The sequence below is a fragment of the Lysinibacillus sp. FSL M8-0337 genome, assembly GCF_038593855.1.
Lineage (GTDB): Bacteria > Bacillota > Bacilli > Bacillales_A > Planococcaceae > Lysinibacillus > Lysinibacillus sphaericus_D.
In genome coordinates, this window is sequence record NZ_CP151996.1 from 2,015,717 (window position 1) to 2,038,139 (window position 22,423).

General features: G+C 35.2%; 20 protein-coding genes. 11 read left to right on the forward strand and 9 right to left on the reverse strand.

Going from position 1 to position 22,423, the window contains the following annotated elements; translation table 11 throughout:
- Position 1: 1 nt before the first annotated feature.
- From MKY08_RS09515 to MKY08_RS09560, 10 genes are all read left to right on the forward strand, one after another.
- A complete protein-coding gene (locus MKY08_RS09515; RefSeq protein WP_342534938.1) occupies positions 2–4,663 on the forward strand; it encodes a hypothetical protein in 4,662 nt (1,553 codons plus the stop codon).
- 6 nt (positions 4,664–4,669) lie between these two features.
- Positions 4,670–5,578, forward strand: a complete 909-nt coding sequence (locus MKY08_RS09520; protein WP_342534939.1) for a phage tail domain-containing protein — start codon at positions 4,670–4,672, stop codon at positions 5,576–5,578.
- A 7-nt stretch (positions 5,579–5,585) separates the two neighbouring features.
- Positions 5,586–7,742 (forward strand): hypothetical protein, encoded by a 2,157-nt coding sequence (locus MKY08_RS09525; RefSeq protein ID WP_342534940.1) that lies wholly within the window; start codon positions 5,586–5,588, stop codon positions 7,740–7,742.
- Positions 7,739–7,951 (forward strand): hypothetical protein, encoded by a 213-nt coding sequence (locus MKY08_RS09530; RefSeq protein WP_069511246.1) that lies wholly within the window; start codon positions 7,739–7,741, stop codon positions 7,949–7,951. Before MKY08_RS09525 ends, MKY08_RS09530 begins: the two co-directional genes overlap by 4 nt.
- A 132-nt stretch (positions 7,952–8,083) precedes the next feature.
- Complete coding sequence (locus tag MKY08_RS09535) at positions 8,084–8,821, forward strand: hypothetical protein (RefSeq protein WP_069511244.1); 738 nt, start codon at positions 8,084–8,086, stop codon at positions 8,819–8,821.
- A gap of 76 nt (positions 8,822–8,897) precedes the next feature.
- Entirely contained in the window at positions 8,898–10,721 is a 1,824-nt protein-coding gene (locus tag MKY08_RS09540; protein ID WP_069511242.1) for a phage tail protein, read from the forward strand.
- A gap of 18 nt (positions 10,722–10,739) precedes the next feature.
- Positions 10,740–10,934 carry a hypothetical protein gene (locus tag MKY08_RS09545; RefSeq protein WP_069511240.1) on the forward strand — a complete coding sequence of 65 codons (195 nt, stop codon included), beginning with the start codon at positions 10,740–10,742 and terminating at the stop codon, positions 10,932–10,934.
- A gap of 80 nt (positions 10,935–11,014) precedes the next feature.
- Positions 11,015–11,458, forward strand: coding sequence for a hypothetical protein (locus MKY08_RS09550; protein WP_069511238.1), 444 nt, complete (start codon positions 11,015–11,017; stop codon positions 11,456–11,458).
- A gap of 203 nt (positions 11,459–11,661) precedes the next feature.
- Positions 11,662–12,069: a phage holin family protein gene (locus MKY08_RS09555; RefSeq protein ID WP_069511236.1), complete on the forward strand. Its 408-nt coding sequence runs from the start codon at positions 11,662–11,664 to the stop codon at positions 12,067–12,069.
- Positions 12,066–12,824 carry an N-acetylmuramoyl-L-alanine amidase gene (locus MKY08_RS09560; RefSeq protein WP_069511234.1) on the forward strand — a complete coding sequence of 253 codons (759 nt, stop codon included), beginning with the start codon at positions 12,066–12,068 and terminating at the stop codon, positions 12,822–12,824. Before MKY08_RS09555 ends, MKY08_RS09560 begins: the two co-directional genes overlap by 4 nt.
- A 56-nt stretch (positions 12,825–12,880) precedes the next feature.
- Here the strand turns inward: MKY08_RS09560 and MKY08_RS09565 are convergent, their stop codons facing one another.
- From MKY08_RS09565 to MKY08_RS09590, 6 genes are all read right to left on the reverse strand, one after another.
- Positions 12,881–13,198 carry a hypothetical protein gene (locus MKY08_RS09565; RefSeq protein ID WP_069511232.1) on the reverse strand — a complete coding sequence of 106 codons (318 nt, stop codon included), beginning with the start codon at positions 13,196–13,198 and terminating at the stop codon, positions 12,881–12,883.
- An 81-nt stretch (positions 13,199–13,279) separates the two neighbouring features.
- Positions 13,280–13,648, reverse strand: a complete 369-nt coding sequence (locus tag MKY08_RS09570) for an RNase A-like domain-containing protein (RefSeq protein ID WP_069511230.1) — start codon at positions 13,646–13,648, stop codon at positions 13,280–13,282.
- Positions 13,649–13,719: 71 nt separating this feature from the next.
- Positions 13,720–14,844: an RNase A-like domain-containing protein gene (locus tag MKY08_RS09575; RefSeq protein ID WP_069511228.1), complete on the reverse strand. Its 1,125-nt coding sequence runs from the start codon at positions 14,842–14,844 to the stop codon at positions 13,720–13,722.
- Positions 14,845–15,392: 548 nt separating this feature from the next.
- On the reverse strand, positions 15,393–16,010 hold the full coding sequence (locus tag MKY08_RS09580) for a hypothetical protein (RefSeq protein ID WP_069511226.1): 618 nt from the start codon (positions 16,008–16,010) through the stop codon (positions 15,393–15,395).
- Positions 16,011–16,203: 193 nt separating this feature from the next.
- Positions 16,204–17,220 (reverse strand): S-layer homology domain-containing protein, encoded by a 1,017-nt coding sequence (locus MKY08_RS09585; protein ID WP_069511223.1) that lies wholly within the window; start codon positions 17,218–17,220, stop codon positions 16,204–16,206.
- A gap of 74 nt (positions 17,221–17,294) precedes the next feature.
- On the reverse strand, positions 17,295–17,426 hold the full coding sequence (locus MKY08_RS09590; protein ID WP_256093159.1) for a hypothetical protein: 132 nt from the start codon (positions 17,424–17,426) through the stop codon (positions 17,295–17,297).
- A gap of 362 nt (positions 17,427–17,788) precedes the next feature.
- Here MKY08_RS09590 and MKY08_RS09595 point away from each other — a divergent pair, with 362 nt between their 5' ends.
- Positions 17,789–17,941 carry a hypothetical protein gene (locus MKY08_RS09595; protein WP_176723177.1) on the forward strand — a complete coding sequence of 51 codons (153 nt, stop codon included), beginning with the start codon at positions 17,789–17,791 and terminating at the stop codon, positions 17,939–17,941.
- A gap of 55 nt (positions 17,942–17,996) precedes the next feature.
- Here MKY08_RS09595 and MKY08_RS09600 read toward each other — a convergent pair.
- The 3 genes from MKY08_RS09600 to MKY08_RS09610 form a co-directional block, all read right to left on the reverse strand.
- Positions 17,997–19,351, reverse strand: a protein-coding gene (locus MKY08_RS09600) for an IS3 family transposase (RefSeq protein ID WP_141705601.1) whose coding sequence is annotated in 2 segments (ribosomal slippage) — positions 17,997–18,898 and positions 18,898–19,351 — 1,356 coding nt in all. Because the reading frame shifts where the segments join, the coding sequence is not laid out codon by codon here.
- A gap of 564 nt (positions 19,352–19,915) precedes the next feature.
- Positions 19,916–21,244, reverse strand: a complete 1,329-nt coding sequence (locus MKY08_RS09605; protein WP_069512764.1) for an ATP phosphoribosyltransferase regulatory subunit — start codon at positions 21,242–21,244, stop codon at positions 19,916–19,918.
- Between the two features lie 36 nt (positions 21,245–21,280).
- Positions 21,281–22,153 carry a DMT family transporter gene (locus MKY08_RS09610; RefSeq protein WP_081327999.1) on the reverse strand — a complete coding sequence of 291 codons (873 nt, stop codon included), beginning with the start codon at positions 22,151–22,153 and terminating at the stop codon, positions 21,281–21,283.
- Positions 22,154–22,423 lie beyond the last annotated feature (270 nt).

The window sequence follows — 22,423 nt, forward strand, 5'->3', positions numbered from 1 at the left end:
GATGAACGCTAACTTTTCAGCTCGAATTGGCGCTCGTATTACAGAGTTTATGGCACGTATGCGCCAAGTACAAAATACTATTCGTACTACTGCAAACGATGTACGTGTAGATATTGGCGCAGATATTAGTCAATTTAATCGTCGTATGGCTGAAATTCGAGCGCGTATTGCATCTTTAATTCGTGAACGGGTCGTCATCAGGATTGAAGCTCGAATACAAGAGTTTCAGAATAAAATAAACCGGATTGCAACGAATATTCGCGCTTTTGGTGAGTTAATGCAACACACCTTAATGGGCACACTTATGGCCGTCTTTCCTGCAATAGCACCTATATTAGCTAACATTGCTGTTGCTATTGCAAATTTAGGTCCAATGATTGGTACTGTCGCTGGCTCTACATTTGCATTAGCCGGTGCATTTGCTGCAGCAGGTGCCGCAGCAGTTGCGTTCGGTGCAGTAGCAATCCCAACAATCAAAAATCTATTTAATGAGACGGGTCCACCATTCACAGCATTACAGAAGAAGGCGTGGAACACGTTTGAAAGCGTGAAGGGAACCTATCGTTCTCTTGTAAAAGAGACTGAAACACCAGTCTTAAAAGCATTTACAAGTGCGATGCAAGCAACAGATACGATTTTGAATAAATTAAGACCGTTATTTATTTCAAGTGCACAAGCAGTAGCTAACTTAATGGCCCAGCTAAATACAGCTATTGAATCACCACCTATACAGAAGTTTTTAGAATATCTAAATACTAGTGGAGCTCCTATGTTGGAGACGTTTGGCCGTTCATTCGGAAATATCTTTAAAGGCTTGTTATCCATGCTTACTGCATTTGCTCCTTTAAGTGCAAGTACAGCTAAAGGCTTCGAGGCAATGACAGCACGTTTTGCCGAGTGGTCAAATGGATTAAGCAGTAGTGCAAAATTCCAGACATTCATGGACTACGTGAATACAAACATGCCAAAGATTCGTGCTATCTTCCGAGATGCGATAGCTGGAGTTGTGTATTTCTTTAGCGCTTTTGCCGGATCATCTTCAGGCATGATGGATGGGCTTGTGTCAATGATGGCTCGATTTAAAGAGTGGTCAGCAACTTTAAGTCAAAATCAAGGATTCCAACAGTTTATAGCTTATGTACAACAAACAGCCCCTAGTGTCATGAAGTTAATCGGCAACTTAATTACGTTCCTCGTGAACTTAGGCATTGGAATGGCTCCTCTTGGTGCGGCCATTATAAATATTGCAAATAAGTTTTTTGATTTTGCTAATAGTTTGATGGAAAATAATCGATCAATAGGAATCATCATAGCAGGGCTTATTTCGTTTGGCGGAATTTTATTAGCTGTTGTTCCTAACATCATTGCATTTGGAACCTTATTTAAAGGTTTGGGTACCGCTATGACTAGTGGGCTTGGTAAAGCTTTTAAATTTATCAAACCTTTATTTACTAACTTTAGTGGAACCCTTGCACGAATCAGCGCATCCGTTTTACCGAAATTAGGATCAGCGCTAGGGCTTATTACTAATCCAGTTGGTTTAGTTATTGCAGCCATAGCTGCTTTAATCGCAATATTTGTAGGGTTGTATCGCACAAATGAAAAATTCCGTAGTCAGGTTCAAACAGTGTGGGAAGCGATTAAAACTGGAATTTCCATTGCAGTAACCGCAGTGAAGGATTTAATCATGTCAGTATGGTCTCAAATTACTTCTTTCTGGGCTGAAAACCAAGAGAGTATTATGTCTACGGCTTCTACTATATGGAATGTAATCGGAAAGGTTGTAACGACTGTGATGTCTGCAATCGGGGCAATCATGCAGTTTATATGGCCTGTTGTTAAAGCTTTAATTGTATCGACTTGGGGAGCGATTAAAAATGTTATCCAAGGTGCCATCGATGTCATTTTAGGAATCATTAAAACGTTCAGCTCACTATTTAGAGGTGACTGGCAAGGTGTTTGGGAGGGCATTAAACAAATTTTAGGCGGGGCATTACAGGCTGTTTGGGGAGTAATCAATCTTTACTTTGTAGGTAAGTTACTTGGTCCACTAAAAGCATTTGGAAGTACAGCTAAAACGATTGTACAAACTGTTTGGAATGTAATTAAGGGCATTTTTACAAATACACTTAATGCAATTAAAACAGTTGTAACAACGATTTTTAATGGAATAAAAACAACCATTTCAACTGTGTTAAATGGTATTAAGACCACAACCACAACAATTTGGAATGGAATTAAATCAGTGATAACCACTGTCTTGAATGCTATCAAGTCAGTTGCCACAACTATTTGGAATGGCATCAAGAGTGTAATAACATCAGTCCTTAACAATATTAGAAGTACTGTTTCAACGGTCTGGAATGCTATAAAAAGTGTGATTTCTAGCGTGTTAAATGGCATTAAAAGCGTCGTTACTTCTATTTGGAATGCGATTAAATCCGTTGTAACTACAGTAGTTAACGGTATAAAAACAACCATTACGACAGTTTGGAACAGTATTAAAACTACTGTCGAAACAGTAATGAATGGCGTTAAATCAGCCATTGAAACAAGATGGAATGCTGCTAAAACATTCTTGGAAGGTATCAACTTATTAAAGATCGGTAAAGACATTATAAATGGTTTAATCAAAGGAATTACAGATTCATTCGGTGCCGTTGCTACTGCTCTAAGCTCGTTAACAGATAAAATACCTAAATGGGTAAAAGAAGCATTAGGGATTCATTCACCATCAAGGGTCATGATTGCAATTGCTAAATGGATTCCGATTGGTGTTGCTAAAGGGATTGAGAGCACGACTAGCGTAGTAAAAAATGCAGTCAACAAAATGACTAATAAAGCCATTCCTGATTTCAGTAAGTCTCTATCCATCACAAAAGACATGGTGCAACAAACGCAAAAAGTAGTTAGTACTTCACTGAAAGAATCCAATAAAGAAGTTCTTGCTATTCAAAAGGATTATGAAGCAAAACGCGCTGAAGCAACTAAAAAGGCTGATGCTCAAATTAAAGAAATCAAAGCGAAAGCTGCTGATAAAGGGAAGAAGCTTACTGCTGCACAAGAGCGTCAAATCACGAAGATTCAAGAGGACGCAAAAGCGAGTAGAGAAAAGCTTGCTAAAGCAGAGGCACAAGCTATTTCAAAGGTGAAGTCTAAGTCACAAAAAGAGACGTTTGACGCCCTAAAAGATTTCGCGGACAAGCAAGTAGGATTAGAGAAGTGGTCAACTAAGCAACTGGCCGAGTATTGGCAGTATGCGGCTACTGCATTTAAAGAAGGTACAGACGAGCGTATTGAAGCTCAAATTAATTACAATAAAGCAATGTCTGAACTGACTAAAGAAAAGTTTGATAAAGAGAAAGATTACATTGATCGTAAGAAGAAATACAATCAAATGTCTCTTACGCAAGAACTTGCTGCTTATCAAAAATACTTGAAACAATACAAAGTTGGCAGTGAAGAGCGAGTTTACTATGAAGATAAAATTGCTGAAACGAAACAAGCCATTCATGAAAAACTAACGTCCCTTAACGATGAGTACATTACTAAATTTAACGAGGCGAAGCAAAAAGAAGTAGATGGTATCAAAGAACTCGAAAAAGCGTATGAAGATGCTGTTAATAATCGAGCTAATAGTATTTACTCATTCAAAAACTTATTTGATGAGATTGGTGAAAAGGCACAGGTTACAAGTCAACAGCTCACTAAGAATTTACAAGATCAAGTGGCTGTTATGGGTAACTGGGCAAGAGATATTCAAGCGCTTGCAGGCAAAGGTATAGATAAGGGGTTACTTGCAGAATTACAGGCAATGGGACCAAACGCTTACGCTGAAATCGAAGCTTTAAATAGTATGACAGCTACGGAATTGTCTTATTATAACGACTTATGGAAAACGAAAACAGCTCTTGCTAGAAGTCAAGCTGAATCAGAATTAGTCGGTTTGAGAGAAGATACAAACAAACAGATTGAAACGCTTAAAAATGATACGAAGAAGCAGCTCGAAACTTATAAAAATGAATGGTTGAATCAAATTAAATCCATTAAAACAGGCACTACTGGTGAATTTAATGCGATGACCGCATCTATGAAGCAAATCGGTGAAAATGTTATTCAGGGCTTGCGTAACGGTATGAAATCTCAAATTCCTGATATGATGGCCGAAGTAAAAGCAATGGCATCAGAGATTGAAAAAACAACACGAAAAGCTTTAGGTATTAAATCGCCTTCTCGTATCATGATGGCCGTCGGTAAGTGGATTCCACCAGGTCTTGCAAAAGGGATTAAAGGTAGCGCAAAAGTAGTAACAAAAGCTGCATCCATTATGGCAGCTAATGCTGTTCCTGATATAAGTTCAAGTTTAGCTGCTACAAAAGCAGAAATTAAGCTTGCAGCATCCCAATTAGCAGAAGCAGCAAGGGCTGATTTAAGCGTGATAACAGACGGACTATCGGTGAAAAGTGCAATCAGTAGTGCACAGAACACAAGTATTACAAGCGAATCTGTTCTTGATTCATCGATGCTGGATAATGTAATACAGCTCCTTCGAATCATTGCAGATAAAAACCTATCTCTTGAGCTTGATGGTCGCTTGTTATCTAGCTACGTCGATGAAAGTAATGCAAGAAAAGTAGATTTAAAACGTTCTATGAGAGGGTGAGAATGAATGGACGCGAAAATAGTTAAAAGTAGTGGGCTTGAAATTACCTTGTCTAATGAACGATTCATTACAAAGGACATTGTGGTTTCGCCGATTGAAATTAAACGAGATGTAGCCGATGTCGAAAGACGCGCCGGTGCCGTGAATGAGTTAATCAAACACGGCACTCGTAGCATACAGCTACAACTAATGTTTATTGCAAAAGACCATTCGGACTTTGAAATACTCCAGGATAGAGCGTTTGATTTGTTTACAGATTTAGAACCATATTATTTATATAAAGCAATACCAACAAAGCAATCCACTATGTATGAGTTCGAGCTACCTGGTAAGGATTGGGGTAAAGAGCTTGATTTTAAGCCTAGTGAGGTTGCTTTTCTACAGGGGAAACGATACCTTGTTATTAATAGTGATATGTCGATAATTGAACAGAAAGGCCTCACAGGGCTTTTCACTGTTGAACTTGAAACTTATTTGCTTCCGTACGGTGAGAGCGCAGCAACACTTAAAGAGCTAAAGTTATGGGACGTTAATAAGTGGGAGTGGAATCAAGGGTTAACGTGGGACGAGGATTTGCAGTACAAGTTTACAACTAATGATTTCACAGTAAAGAATCTTGGTAATGTAAAAGTTGATCCGCGCGAAAGTGAATTGAAAATAACCATTAAAGCAACAACATCGACTTACTTAGAAATTAAAAATGTATCTACTGGCGAAATATTTAGGTTTAATGGTGCTTTATCAGCATCTGACACAATCGTTTTGAATGGCATTTACTCTTATAAAAATGGAGTGAATGCCATTTTGAATACGAATAAAAAGTTACTAACGCTTGCACCAGGGAACAATATTTTTTCTGTGACAGGCGGGACGATTCAATCTATAGAATTTGATTTTAGATTCCTATACAAATAGAAAGGATGTGCAGGAATTGACTTTAGAATTGCATAATACAGAAAACCCTATAAGTAATACAGAACGGTTGAAAATTAACGAAAACTGGCAACGGATTATTTCTGGGTACTCTTATTTACAACAACAAATCAAGGTGTTGGCTGGTGGTGCGGAAGTCGATGAGTTGATTCAACGCTTAAATGAAGCTGTAGACGGTGCAAATGTAGCTGTTCAGCAAGCGATAGATGCCAACAATACGGCAACCCAAGAGGCAATAGAAGCCAATAACAAAGCCTTACAAGACGCACTTACTACGGTTTCACAAACATTAGTAGATGTTAATAAGGCGATTACTGATGCTAATACGGCTACAACTGAAGCCAATACAGCCAAACAAGGTGCCTTAGATGCAACAACACAAGCTCAAACAGCTCTAACTTCAATGCGATCACTCATTACTAATTTAGGCTCAAAAGGCGTTTGGAATGATACTACACAGTTTTACAAAAATAATTTGGCCGTCTTTAACGGTTCAACGTTCATTGCCTTACAGGATAACTTAGGAAAGACTCCGCCTACACTTCCTACTCAATCGAACGCATATTGGTCACTATTTGCTGAAAAAGGAGCACCAGGCAACACAGGATTACAAGGGCCACCAGGTAAAGACGGTACAGGGGTCACAATCATAGGCAGTTTACCAAGTGAAACAGATTTACCGCCTGTTGGTGCTCCTGGTGACGCTTATATGATTGAAGGTAACCTCTATGTATGGCAAGATAACACGAATACTTGGAAGAACGTAGGTCCTATTCAAGGTCCACAAGGTAAGTCAGCATACGATCTCGCTGTAGAAAATGGTTTTATAGGGACAATGGAAGAATGGATTGAATCCTTAAAAGGTATGCAAGGCCCTCAAGGTCCAGAGGGGCCTCCTGGACCACCAGCGGACTTAACAGAAATCAATCAACAGGTCTCTAATCTACAAACAGCAGTTACTGAACATTCGGCTGATAGTGTTACCAATGAAAATGGCGCTCATGACTTGCGCTACTTTAACAATAAGTTAGAGTGTAATGATGGTGGGGACTGGAATGAAATTAAAACTGGAATTGTTACTAAATCGTTTACTGGGGATTTAAATAACTTGGTAGAAAACGGTATCTATTCTGTTCCTGTAGGTACACTTAATGTCCCAATTAACGGAAATTGGTTAATATCTGTTGAGGTTTCACTTGACGGTAAAACTATATGGCAAGAGGCGCGTACAGAGAATCAAAACAATCCTAGAGATAACTTTTTCAGAAGGCTTGGACTAAGAGGTGCTGATGGAGTTGTTAATTGGAGTGTCACTCCTTCAAATATTCCGGGATATCTTAACGGATGGAAGTACGCGAATCTAAATCTTTCCAATGCTGTAGATAGTCATGTTCAAGTTACAGCGGCTTCATCCTATGCAGTAAAACAGGTTAATGACAAATTGATAGGATATCAAGTTGTTTTAGGAAATGGAGCAAAAGCAGATGTATCATTAGGAGTTATATCTATAGGAAAAAATGCTAACGTGAGTGGAGCTAACGCAATTGGTTTAGGAGCAGACGTTTTTGTAATAGCTGATAACAGTGTAGCAATAGGTGCCGGTAGTTCAGGGTTGATCCCAACTGAAGGTGTTTTGGGGGGTCCCACTAGTAATTCTTCTAGTACAAATAAATGGAAAATACCAGGCAACCTTTCTGTTTCTGGTACTAAAAACTTTGAAATTCCTCATCCCCATCCTAATAAAAAACATACTCACGTCATCAGACATGGTGCAGTAGAATCTCCTACAACAGGTGATACTCTTTACCGTTATACTGTTGAAGCAAAAAAGGATGGTGAAACTGTAGAAGTGCAATTGCCAGATTACTTTGAGCATCTGAATACAAATGTTGATGTGTGGGTTAATCCTGACGAGCACTTCGGTAGAGCTTTTGGTAAGGTGCTTGGTGATAAGTTACTTATTACCTGTGAAAAAGTGGGGAAATATAAAGCTTTAGTTATCGGTACTCGAAACGATGACAATGTACAAGATTGGTATGTTAAAGGTGTGGAACGTGAAATAGGAGAGTCATGGTTAGGAGAAACTTATATTTTTGAGGTAGAAGAAATCACAGAAGTAGCAGAATTTGAGGAGGTATCACTATGAATATCGTACTTAAAGAGTCAAAAATCCAATTTAAAAATCCTGTAATTGGGCAACCAACACGTGCTGTAGAAGAACATTATTATGCAAGACGAATTATTGCTTTAGTAGATAATGACGAACATCAGTTTAGATTTATGGCGAAAGAGTTACCATTTGTTGCTTCAGAAGATGAAATGATTGTTGCAATTAAAAATCAATTGACTCATTAATAGTTCCAAGGTGACCTATACAATTTTATGTACTGCTAGATAGACTAATGTTATTGTTAAATAGGAAATTTAGTAATTAACTTATAATTCTCTATACTTATTTTTGATATAATATATCAAAGGAGGATTATTATGGATTTAAAATTAATAAAAAACATTCTTTCAATGTTAACATTGTTTGGAGCTGTGGTACCTATTTTAAAAGTAGTGGTGAATGCTTTTACGGCTCATGAATTGGATAGATTTTTTAAAACACCATGGAAAAAATTTATAGAAACATCAATATTAATTTTGATGTCCTCATTACTTATTACAACGGCGATGTTTACTGAAATGAAAGACTTAGATGAAACTTGGCCAAGCAATAAAGATGAATCGATAACCCTTTTTATATTTTTGTATTTTTTAGTTGTAACCATTATCACTTTGGCGGTTTACCCCTTAAATGTATTGATAAAAAATTATTGTAACAGGAATTATTATTTTATCAAAGAACTGGGTGAGAAATGGATGATTGAGATATCAGAAGATAGGGGGAGGTTTTATCTTAGTAATGGAGATAGAAATAAAGTTGTGACTACTCTAGATAATTTAGAAATATTTAGAGAGGTAAAACAGACTGAACAAGGGAAAAAATTATATGGCAAATTAGTAAAATACTATTCTTTAAAAATAGCTATTATAATTCTACTAATATTACTGTTAGTTTCAGTGGTTATATCATTTATAATGTTAATCATTTATAATCACTTTTTATACTTTGCTATATTTGCAATGTTAGGGTATATATTAGTAGCAATAGCTATTTTTTTAACTGGTTGGAATGACTATGAAAACTGCCAGGAAAGCATGAATAGAAATAATCAGTAATTTATTTATAATGATAAAGGCACTCTCAACAATGGGGGTGCCTCTTTTAATGCTTGGAAGGATGTGAAATTATGAGATGTTAATCGTTACAAACTTCGCAGGTAATCAGACAGAGCCTTTTTTCACAACATCTGCACCGGTATTCGAGCAAGATACACAAGGTAATTTAACGCTTGAATTTACAGTCAATAAAATTAATAACGAGGCTGGATTTAACCTTCTTCAAGAAGAGTCAATTGTTACGGCTGCTAATTATGATTTTCGAGTAAAACAAATAATTGATGATAAGCTGGGGCGCAAAACTATTCTTGCCATCTCAACTTTTTTTGATTTAGCTTATCAGTTTAAAGATAAAACCTTTGGAGGCACTCATAGTAGTCAGGAATTTGTGAATTACTTATTTACCGGTAGTGGTTGGATAGCGACCTGTGATTTCACGGAAACTGAAACCATCGATAAATTTGGCTCCAAAAATATTATCCAATGTGCGAATCAAATCTGTGATGCCTTTAATTGTGAGTTTGAGATATTACCTAATAACCGAGTTCACTTTAGTAAATCACTTGGTCCTGATAATGGCGCACAATATCGATACGGCCATAACATTAAAGCCCTTAGCCGTAAGGTCGATACGAATCATCTTAGAACAAAAATCACAGCCACCGGTAAGGAAGATTTAACCGTTACCTATACTTCACCTAATCACACAATATGGGGGATTCGTGTTGCTGATCCGATAAGTGATGAACGTTTTACAGTGGCAGATAACCTGTTGAAAAAGGCTAAGGATTCACTTATTGACTATCCAGAAGTGTCGTTTGAATTGGATACAATTGAATTGTTGGATAAGGCATTAGGTGAGAAGGTATGGTTGATTTACGAGCCAATTGAGGAGTTAGAGTTACAAACTCGAATACTTAAACGAATTTGTATAGTAGACGAGCTTTCAGATGAACTAAAGACAATTGCGGTTACACTAGGCAACTCTTTACCTCGTACAATGTCAGATAACGAAGTTGATACAGAAGAGCTTATTGAAGATACAAAAGAAGAGCTGGAAGAAGTAATTGAGGAAAATAAAAAGGAATTTAGGTCGTCCATCACACAAACGGATAGCCGTATAACGATAGAGGTAGAGCAACTCAATAAATCAATAGCAGCTATCGACGTAAAAGCAGACCAGATTAGTCTATCGGTGAATAATCGAATTACTAATGAGATGGCTGCTATTAACATACGAGCCGATCAAATACAATCTACAGTAACTGCTCAAGCGACTCAATTACATGGGATAGACACAAGAGTAGCTAGTGCTGAATCATCTATTACTCAACAGGCTCACCAAATTACGCAGAAGGTTTCAGTCACAGACTATAACGGAAACACTATATCTTCGCTGATAAATCAAACGGCATCAGAAGTGCTTATCAAAGCAAGTAAGATAAAGTTTGTTGGTGAGATATATGCACTTTCAGATATAAACGGGAATTTAGGTAATATCCATGCGGGTAATATCAACATCCAACAGCAAATGAGTATAGGTAATCGCTTGAATATCCAAGGATCAGGCGGAGCTATTCAGTTTACCGAATCTATGGCGTCCATCTCATCAAGTGTAGGTTCAGGGTTGTCGATTTGGGATACTCAACAAGTACATTTGAATGCTAGCAATATAAGCTTCGGTAGTATTTTTGGAGGGGGGAATATTGATTTTGGTGGGATGTCGTCATCAAATTACAGCAACATTACGGTAGGTAACGCTAATAAACTGAACGGCTTCTGGCACTATGAATTTGCCCTAGCACATACAGCAGGTTTAGGTATTGCATATAGTCCTGCTGCAAGGCGTTTATATGTGCGTATGAATGGTTCTGATGTAGGCTATGTGAATCTAACATAATAAAAGGAGATTGATAGAATGGATTATCAAGTACAACTAAACAACGGTAAAGCAATAAATTTAACTAATGCAGAGTTTGATGCTGCGGTATTTACGGCAACATTAAATGACCAAAAAGTAAACTTCGTTAATATTGGTGGAGCTATTATTAATAAGCACGTCATTGTGGGTGTATTACCAGTTACAGCTATTCAACCAGAGACGCAAGCGTAGGCTTAACGTTATTTTTATTGGAAAAGTAGAAGGAAAACTTTCCCTTTTGTTTTATAATTAGATAGAAGGGAGAGAGTGAATTGAAAAAGAAAGTAATAGAATGGTTTGTAAAACTAGGGTGGCCAGTAGTTAAATTTGTTATTATAAATTTTGGTCAAGAAATTTTAAAATTTGCTTTTGAATCGTTAAAAGCACAAGCGAGAAATAGAAGTATTTATAAAATGGAAGAGGCTATGAAAAATGCTAGAAACGCTGAAAAGGCTGCAGAATCGACAGACGATTCTAAAGAAAAATTGCAGTATTATGAATTAGCAAAAGCTTATAAGGAAACAGCAGAATATCAAAGAAGATTTCTTAGCGACTTTTTAGAAGAAGTAGAATGCTCGTCTAAGGAAATCATAAAGACAGTACAACAAAAATCTTCAAATATTAAGGCTGAGGATTTATTTGTTTTAGATAAAAAAGAAGGGAAATTAAAGGCAGTTGAAAATCAGAAGCTATTAGAACAAAATACTACTAACTAAATTGTTTCTTAATTCAGATCAACATTTTTAACTGATACTTCTTTTATTATTCCAAACGTTTAGAATTTTGCCTTCCACACTGTGGAGGGCTTTTATTATGCGCTGTGAGAGCAATCGAGATAGGCAACGATACATGTTACTGAATCTCGATGCTCCTCATGGCGCTTGTTTATTTATAAAAAAGGGCAAAGGACGGTGTATTAATGGAGCAAGTCTCAAAATATTTAGTTACTACAGTAGGTGGTGCTGTCTCATGGCTTGTTGGTGGATGGGAGTTGTTAATGACAGTATTACTTATTTTAAATGCAATTGACTTCTTCACAGGCATGGCTGCTAACTGGGGAACGATTAATAGTAAAAGAGGTTATCAAGGCATTATCAAAAAAGGCATGATGTGGGTTTGGATTGTCGTAGCGAATTTAATTTATCTAGTGCTGTTAGACCAAGGATTTTCAATCGGGCAGATTATTCCTGATGCGGTGGTATTAATGTTCATTTTCAATGAGTTAGTTAGCTTGGGGGAGAATTCCGCAAAGCTAGGTATAGACATGCCTGCACCAGTTAAAAAGGCATTAGATATTTTTAATACTAAGGAGGAAAAAGTGAAATGAGCGTAAAAGAAATTGAAATTCACCCAGGGCATTGGATTAATCCTGGCAGTGGTGCTGTCGGTATCCTTAACGAAGTTATCGAGGCACGAAAGGTAGCTAAAAGAGTATTTGGGATTCTGAAAGCATCAAATGTGCCATGTACTTATTATGAGGACAATACCTCAACTAACCAACGTCAAAACATTAACTATCTTGTTAACCAACATAACAAGGATCGTGACAGTTTAATTGTCTCTATCCATCTGAATTCTGGTGGTGACGGCTCCAAAGCTATTGGCACAGAAGTCTTGTATTATGACCAGCAAGCTTTAGCAGCACGTATTTCAAAAGCTATTTCTGATGCAACTGGTGGCGAGCTACCAAATAGAGGTGCTAAACAACGCAAGGATTTAGGTGTATTAGCAAGCACATACGAGCCAGCGATTTTGATAGAGGTTTGTTTTGTGAATAGTGTAGTAGATGCAGTTGTTTATCGACGAGACTTTGAAAATATTTGTTATGCCATCGCTACTGAACTTTCTAAACATATAGGGAAAACATTGAAACCAACTACACAACCAAAAATAGAGCATAAGAGGGAGGAAACACAAGTGCCAAACACACTAACATCAACAGCTAAAGAGGATTTGAGAGGATTGTTAAAAGAAACGTATCAAAAAGGAATCTTGAAGGTGGACCATAGCGAAAGAGTTGGTTCAATGACTGATGGTGAAGTTTTAGGACTGTTAATTTCAGTTGTAAAACGAACACTTTAAGGTAAAAAATGACCAAGATAGCCTAATTGCTGTCTTGGTCATTTTCTAGTTCATGATTAAAAATTTATATAACCTTCATCACTGTCTGGGTCATAATAGCGAAAATCTTTTATTCCGTGTTTTTCCTGTAAGTATTCTTTTACTATTTCTATATCTTTACCGAAAGTAGGAAATGGAGAGCTTTTGAATCTTATTATATGGGGTCCTTCTTCAGATATAGAAGCGGATAGTATTTCTTTATCATCATAGTGAAAATCGACATTCCATCCTGTATAACTAATTAAATAAGTTCCATCGTCTCTTAGTCCACATTTGTCTTCATACGAAACGATATTAACATTACATATTTTGTTATTTATTAAAAATGAATTCATGTTGCCGTACTCCTTTATAAAATGTATTTTAGTGGAAATTCAAGGATGTGTATTCCGAACTTTTCCATTCAGGTAACTCCCTTATTGATTGTATTCTATTATTGGTGCTGTGAAAATAATGTAAAATCCTTCTTCGTGAAGTTCTGATTTCTCCAAAATAATATAACTTTTTGTTAAATCTGTATACTTTTGTTTTGTGCGCTGTGAAATACCGTATCCAATGGGATACTGATGGTTAGATTCTAATCTAATTTGTCTATGCGACTCACTGGAGTCTTCCCATAGCCATTGAGCAATTTCTTCACTATGGATATTCAGTATTTCATTGACAACTTGAATAGCTATATCTCTGTTATAAAAGCAAGTAATATCATTAAAAGAAATTCTAATTTTTCTTTCTAGTTCTTCATTTGGCAAATCATAAAACATTATTTCTCTTTTTGCTTGCATTCTTTCATCCCCCGCTTAAAAGCTTATAAAATTTATGTTAATAAACCATAAACAAAACTTCAAGATTTTTATTATTTAACAAATGGATATGCTGTTTTCACAACAAAGCCATAATCATTACTGTCATCTCTCTGTAGTACTACTATACCTGTATCAAGTTTGTCAGATTTATAAATAGTTCTTTCTTTTGCATTATATTTGTATCCATATCCTAAAGGGGTTGTAGATTTGTGTTTTCTAGAAACAAACTCATCATCTTTTGTATTTTTTAACCAAGAAGCAATCCTATCAGCTTCATCAACTAAAACAGTATTAACAAATTCTTGCATAACTTTATGATTTGAAAATTTACTAGCCCCTTGTTTGTTTTTTGTTTTAGATCGAGCTTGTAATTCTTCATCTGTAATATTCAGATGCTTTTCTTTTGTGTGTCCAGGGAGATTTTTACCTTCAGATGCGTTAATAAGTTTTTTTGTATCATTTATATCCATTTCTTTAATTTTTGCAGCTGACGTTTTCACTAAGGCATTATTTAATTTTCTTGCAGCAGAGGCATTCAAATCATATTTATCTATAATTACATCAGCAAATTTTTTTATCTTACTAACACTTGGCCCAGGAATTAAGTCAACTAAAGCCAATGCAATATCTTCTACCTTCGATTTAGGGTCTACTATTGTTTTATAAGCATTATAAATGTCTTTTGCAGTGCCGACTAAGGGAATAAAATCAGTTGCTACATCAAAAACAGTTTCTGCAATATCCATATATTTATTTGAAGATTTAGCCACATATAGTTGTCTTGATTCATCGGAAATTTCTACTGTATCTAACGATGCTATTCTCACGCCGTCCATGGTATTAGTAGAATACAGATTGTTAAGTGTTGTACCACCAATACTAGATGAATCAACATTATAAACAATTTGATAACCACTATCTGATCTAATACTAGTTGAATTGTTAGAACTTGAATTAGATTTTATGTTAGTAACGTGTGACTTTACAGCATTTTCTAGTGAAGATCTCGATTCATTTATAACTCTTTTAGGAATGTGTTTACTACCTGTTGATGAATTACTAGTACTTGCGTTTGATATTTTTTTTGCAGCCATTTCACCTAAACCTTTTGTAAGTTTAGAACTGTTTGTAACATATGTATTAAATTGTTTAGAACCAGGAATACTTCTAACCATACACAAAACCACCTATAATTTATTTTTATGAATTTATTTCTTAAATTAGTATATATTTCTAATAATGTATTAGCAATTCATTTTTAGGTGTTTAATTTTGTATATTAAGCTAATTTATTCTCTGTTAGGAATAAATATTAAATACCAAGAACATTGTTTTTTGAAAATACGGAATAATATCGCAATTATAATTGTTATTAATATGGTTGAAAGTACCTTATTGAGGATATCGAAAATTATTCTATTATTACAATAAAATCCATTTAACTATTAAATAAATGAATATGGGTGGAAATAAATAGTCTTTATCAAAATACTTAATTCGGTAGGTGTTTTTTGTGGAATCATACTTGAAGGATTTACAGAATGGTGTGATGACAAGCGATAGATTGTTAGGTTTGTATATTACGATTCAGCAACGTAGAAATAATAAAAAATAGTCAAAATCAGTACAGTCCTTGTTTGATTTAATCATAAAAATAATAAAGTCCAGGCTCGGAATTAATTGAGTCCTGGGCTTCGTTTTATAAAAGTAAGAAATTAAATCTTTATTTTGTTAATTCTGCATATATAAATGAGCATATTTGATTACACATATCACTAGCAGCAATCTCTGCGTGCTTTCCGTAATCGTCATCATGATCTTTTGTTACATTAAATTGAATTATGTCAGGTGTTCTTATACCTTTTCTAACAATAAGACTCCAACTACCTTCAGGATGTTGAGTCATTTCACCTTTACCTATACAAGCAGAAGCATTTTCAATTGTGCTTTCGGATTTATACCTACCATCTTTAATTTCAACTTGTATATAACTTATTCGTGGTCCATCAGCAGGTTTTTCGGAATATTCAATACCAGTAAGCGTAAAAGGTCCAAGTACATTGGTCTTACTTTCTCGCCTTGTTCCTCTTTTACAAGATCCAGGAGGGAAATCATCTAATTTATACCCTCTAACATTCCTGCAATGTTCCTCAAGCTTTCTTATTTCTTCCTCCGGAAGTGGAGTTGTTTCAACATTTGAAGATTCATTTACTAATCCATCTAAAAAAGATACAGTTTCATGATAGAGTTTATTATTAATTTCTACATTTTTCTTGTGTTCTAAATCGAATAACCTATTTTGATGTTCTTGAAAATTATTTTCAAAGTTATTTAATTCCATTTTTATACTCCTTTAAAATAAAATATATACATTTCTTTTAATTATATTGGTCTAATGAGACAGGATTTTAATCTGTCTATCCCTATCATCCCTATAAATAGGAGTTACATACATCTAATGTCTATACCATCTTTTAACAAAAGAATTACAAAAAAAAGCCACTCGATTGAGTGACTTAAATTAAAGTTTGTTTTTATTTACGAATTTCAATATCCTCAAATTTGAAATTTTTACTACCGAAGCTAAAAGTTAAAGTAGCAGTATTTCCATCAACAAGAGATGGCTTAAAATATTGAATGTTGGTTACTGTTCCATCTAAAAAGTTTATTGCTACTGGAGCATCCTTTGCACCATACATTTCTTTCATTTTTTGTTCAAACTCAAAATCAACTGCATCTTTACCGTTTACTTTTGTTGAAGCATCATATATTCCAGCATCATAAGGACCGTTATTACTATAATGAACAATAATTCTCAGGAATTCCGAAGTTAAATAAACATCTTCAATTCTAATTCTTAAATCTTCTTTATATTGATATGGAGAATCTAGGCTAGACCACAAGCGGTCTTCCGTAATTTTAATTTTTGGTTCATTTATTTTTATCTCTTCTTCAGACTGCTCAACATCGTAAGAAATTGCTCTAGCAAGAAATGCTGAAATATGGGCACGTGTTAAATTAGCTTCTGGTTTGAAAGTGCCGTCATCATACCCTGTCGTAATACCTGCAGCAACTAATTGTTGAACTGCTTCATATGCAGTGTGTCCCATTGGAACATCCTTAAAGGTTTGATTTCCTTCAGGTAAATCAAATGCACGTGAGATAAATGCAGCCATATGACCACGAGTTACTTTTGCTTGAGGTTTAAATGTTCCATCATTATAACCATTGATAATTCCAGCTTCTGCAGCAGATTGAATGTAACCGGAATTCAAATTTGTTTTAGGTACATCACTAAACTTTGTGTTGCGTTGTGTACCATCTAGACCTGCAGCTTTAGCTACCATCACAGCCACTTCTTCTCGGGTAACTATATCCGTAATTCCAAAGTGATTACTATTGTTGATAACTCCCTTTTCTATTAAATAATTTATATCTTTGTAATTAGGATGTGATGATGGTACATCATTAAATGCATTCGCTGTCATCGTGTTTGGTAAAACTAAAAAGAATGCAAATGTTGCTATTAATAGGGTGTATATTTTTTTCAATTACAACCTCTCCTTCCAATTTCCATTTTAGGAAAGTATTCATGAAAAGTATACATAAAAATACAGACAACTAATTAGTTATCTGTTTCATGTTCTACCTTAGAATCTTTAGCTTGTTCAATTACTTCCTCTACAGCTGATTTAATTTCTTCAAGCGTATAACCAGCTTTCAGTAATTCTTGGGTTGTCTGTTCTAGTTGGTTCATTTTGAAACCCCATTTTAATTTTTCTATCGCCCATATTAATTATATTTAAATTTGTTAGAAATATCAAAAGGCGCTGTATTTGTAGGGGCGTACAGTAGTGCTATTAACCGTTTAGAAAGTAAGTCAGGTAAATCTTTATTTCATAGAAGAAACTTCTTATAAAGAGCGTCCAGCTCCTTTTTATATTGGTTAAATAGATTGGTAGCCTACCACAATCAATAGTGCGTAGTAAACCAGCGTTAGATAATTGGGTGGAATGGTGATTGCTATGAACAATAGGGGAAGCTAAATAAAATTATAATATCCCTTATAAAGGTGAATTAGGATAATATTAGGTTATCAATACTTAAGAAGGTGAAAATATGAAAGTTGAAAAAGAAGAAGCTATTGCAGGTGCTGCAGTTGGAGGAGGAATGGCATTAGGGATTGTAGTTGTGGCAGCTGCCCCAATAGGTTTAGGTGTGACAGGTTTTGCAGCGGTTAAGGGATTTAAAAAATATAAAGCTAAAAAATAGGAAAAGACCACTCCGTGATGAAGTGACCCCTAAAAGTTAGACACGGTTATTTCATTTAGGCAGCTTGGATAAACTGAGTTCGGTATTGCACCGGACTCAGTTTTAATTTTGCCTTGATACGTTTTGTGTTGTAATAGTTCATATATTGTTCTAATTCTATTTTAAACTGCTCCACACTTTCGAATTCCTTTAAATAAAGGAATTCGGACTTCATTATGCCAAAGAAATTCTCCATTACGGAGTTATCATGACAATTCCCTTTACGTGACATACTTTGCACAACACCTTTTGCTTTTAGAGCGTGGCGATATTGCTTCATTTGATAATGCCAGCCTTGATCGGAATGCATGAGTAGTTTATGTTCTTCTGGCAAGCGTGCTAAAGCCTTCTCCAACATCTCTGAGACCAATGAATAGGTAGGTCTAGAGCCAATTGTATAGGTGATAATTTCTCCGTTAAACAAGTCTAAAACAGGCGATAAATAAAGCTTTTCGCCAAATAATTTAAACTCAGTAATATCCGTTACCCATTTCTCGTTTGGGGCATCGGCTTTAAAGTTACGATTTAAAATATTATCCGCAATTTTGCCAACTGTCCCTTTATAAGATTTATACTTTTTCATTCTTACTATGCACTTTAAACCAAGCTCTTTCATCATGCGTTGTACTTTCTTATGATTCACCTTTTGCCCACGATTCGCGAGCTCATCACGAATGCGACGGTAGCCGTAACGACCCTCATGTTCGTTATAAATTGCTTGAATTTCGGCCTTTAACTCGGCATCTGAATCTGGTCGATTCATCTTCTTCACTAAATCGTAGTACGTGCTACGTGGAATCTTTGCGAATGCCACGAGAGCCTTCACCGGGTATTTGTACCTTAGTTCATAGATGACCTTTACTTTGTCTTCTTTGGTGATTTTTCCTTGGCTTGAACTAAGGCATTCAACTTTTTTAAATAATCGTTTTCCATACGTAGTCGGTCGATTTCTGCTCGAAGTGCTTCCGGTGAGCCCTCTACTAGTACTTGTTTTGGTTGTTTGTTCGTTTCTTTTTTCATGGATGGACGCCCCTTTTTCCTTGACTGAAGGGCATCGAATCCTTTTGTTTCAAATTGTTTTCTCCAAACACATAGGGTTGAAGGAGCCACTATATGAAAAATAGCAGCTGTTTCAGTTAAGGATGTACCGTGTTCAATCATAAAATTTAGTACGTCTAGTTTAAACTGTGCAGAGTAATTTGTATATTGTTTTACAAAAGCATCAACACCACGTTGTTTATAATGTTTCACCCAAGTTAAAAGATTAGGGTGTAAAACGCCTATTTCTTTGGCAATTGATCTCGCACTTTCATTTCCATTTAAATATCTTAAAACAGCATTTAACTTTTCTTCTCCACTAAATTTAGCCATATAAAAACTGCACCTCCAATTGTTAGATGTGTCTAACAATTGGGGTGCAGTTCATGATGGGTGGTCTTTCGTTATAAAATAAGTGACCAATAAGTGACCTAAAATGATTTTCAGTAACAGTTAGTGATAAATAAAGAAAATACTACGACTGAAAAACGTTGGTAAATAGAGCTTTTGATTTACAGTGAAACTTTATGAAAGCTATAATTAAGTTTCAAGCAGATATTCTGACAAACGAGCCAGTGGATATTGAAGATTTTCAGCAAACGACGGATGAATGGCGCTGTAAGAGCTGTAATTATAAAGAATTATGTTATACCAAATGAGTGGAATTATGGAGCGAGTGACGGCGAAAGCGGATAATTCATAATCATGGCTAGCTTTATTATGCCTTGTGAAGTTTCGGTTATGAACTGACATTTACGACATATAAATAGGATTGCTACGTCTTGCAAAAGTTAACGTAACAATCCTCGTATCAATATTTCCATGGGGGGATGTTTTGTAATTGGCGTTCAAGAAAAGTTGTTTAACAATCGTGTTCCTAAAATCTTGTACGTATCATTAGATACAGTCTAAATTATTTAAAATATCAGTCACTTTCGACTGCATGGTCTCATTCTCTATGACAGCGTGAACTAATGGTCGTTTCCCAATAAGTTCTATAATCATTTGATGCTTATTTTGTTGAGCGAAATGGACGATGTCACCAAATGGAGATTGATTATAATAAATATCCACATCATAGTATTTTCTTAATTCACGAGCAATCACAAATAGTTTAGGATGGAACTCTACGTTGGTATCAGCTAACAATATTTTGGAAGGTAGCTCGATATTTTTATCAATATAATCTAAGCTTTTCAAAACGGATAATAGTCTTTCTAAACCGAAGGCTAAGCCAACGCCTGCTTCATTTGCATTGCCCACGGCAGAAACTAACTGATTGTATCGTCCACCGCCTAAAATTGCGCCGATTTCAGTGTCGATTGCAACGCCTTCTAATATATAACCTGTATAATAATCTGCTCCTCTTGCTAATGTTAAATCTATTTTTATATTGGATTGAACATTTTTTGGCAAATAAGAAATGATAAATTTCAAATCGGCTGCCGCCTGTGCTGCGGAGGGACAGTTATCAAAGAACTTTTCAATTTGATTGATTTGATTTTGTAAATCATCAAATGGAGTTAAAAGGTTAGCAAAACTCTCAATTTCCATAAGGATTTGATTTGCGATATTTAAAGGAATATTATTTTCTATTAGTTTGTTTTTAACACCTTGTAATCCATCTTTAGACACTTTATCAGCATAGTCTAGAGCTCTTTGTAATCCGAGGTGCTCTTCTTTGCTCTGCAAACCGACTTTCAGTGCTAAAGCTTGTATAAGTAGTCGGTGGTTAATTTTTAAAACAAAGTTTTTTATGCCTAATATAGTAAGTAGTTCATGTGCCATTACCGTAATGTCGATTTCAGCTAATAAACTGTCTGCGCCAATTATATCAGCATCGCATTGAGTAAATTCTCTAAAATGGCTTTTTCCAGGCTCGTCATCTCTAAAAGAGGGACCAATTTGATATCTTTTATAAGGTCTTGGTAAATCTGGATACATACTTGCTACTCTAGCCAGTGGAACGGTTAAATCATAGCGAGCAATTAAATCCTTATCGTTTTTATCTTTTATATGGAAAAATAACTTTTCTCCTTCTCCATGGTGTCCGTTAAATGTCTCTAAGTATTCTAAAATAGGTGTTTTATGTGGATTAAAACCATAGTTTTCATATACTTCTTTAATAATATTGATGATGTGTTCTCGATATCTCATATCAAGCCCTAAAACATCTTCGGTTCCTTCAGGAATGGATAGTTTCTGTTCACTTAGATTTAAAATCATCTTAGAATCTTCCTTTCGATGAGTAATTGAATTGAACTAAATTTTGTTTTGAAAATATATTAAAAAAGTTAATCCGATTAAGATAAATAAGCCTCCTAATAATTGAAGCGGTTGCATAACTTCCTGCAAAAATAGTAAGCCGAAAATAGAAGTAAATATCGGTTCGACCATACTTATCATAGAAACATTTGTTGAATTAAGAATCTGTAGAGATTTAAATAACGTTATTTCGCCAATAATGGTTGAAATAACAACAATGCAGAATACATAAATCCATGCATTTGAAGAAAAATTCCAATGTAGTTCATTTCTAATTAGGCCTATTAAAATTACACCTAGTGCAGCAAATAAGGTAACATACGTACTTGTTACGACTGGGGAGTTAGTATCAGTGACTTTTTTTCCAAGAATCATATAAAGTGCGTAGACTATAGCTGCTAATAACGCTAAAAATACACCTTTCATATTTATATCTTGAAAAGAAACCCCTAATAAAAAAATCATGCTAATAAAGGTGAATAATAAAGCGATGATTGATTGTATCTTTAACTTTTCTTTGTAGATAAAAAAAGAAAAAATTGATACAAATATAGGAAATGAAAATAATAATAAGACTGCCATTGATGATGTTAGATATTTTAATGATTCAAAATGCAAGACTGAAAGCAGTGTAAATAACACACCACCTAATAGAAAAAGTAACTTGAAATCCTTTTTGCCTATTGTAAACGTTGTTTTTTTCCATATTAGAAATATAAAGAATAATAAAGAGCTTATTGAAAATCTTAAAACGAGTAATGTATAAACGGACATACCAAAGCTATATGCTTTTATTGCGAAAATAGGCATTATGCCAAAGCATAAAGCGGAAATAATTGCGTAAATAGTGCCCTTTTTTAAATCTCTCACACGAACCTTCCTTCACGAATTTATGGAAAGATGAAAAAATAATAGCAATATAAATTTTTACTTATCGCTAGAATCTATATATTTCATAAGTTTGCTGCAACAGCAATAGATATACCCTCGAGTTAATTTAATCCTATCATTACAAATTCCGACATTACAATGGTGGGATTCCGAAATTTTTGCTTTCGGAGACCGTCAAAATTTGTGCGGACACCGTAAACATTTATGAAAAAGTGAATAATGAACGATAAAATTTATCAATTAAACGCC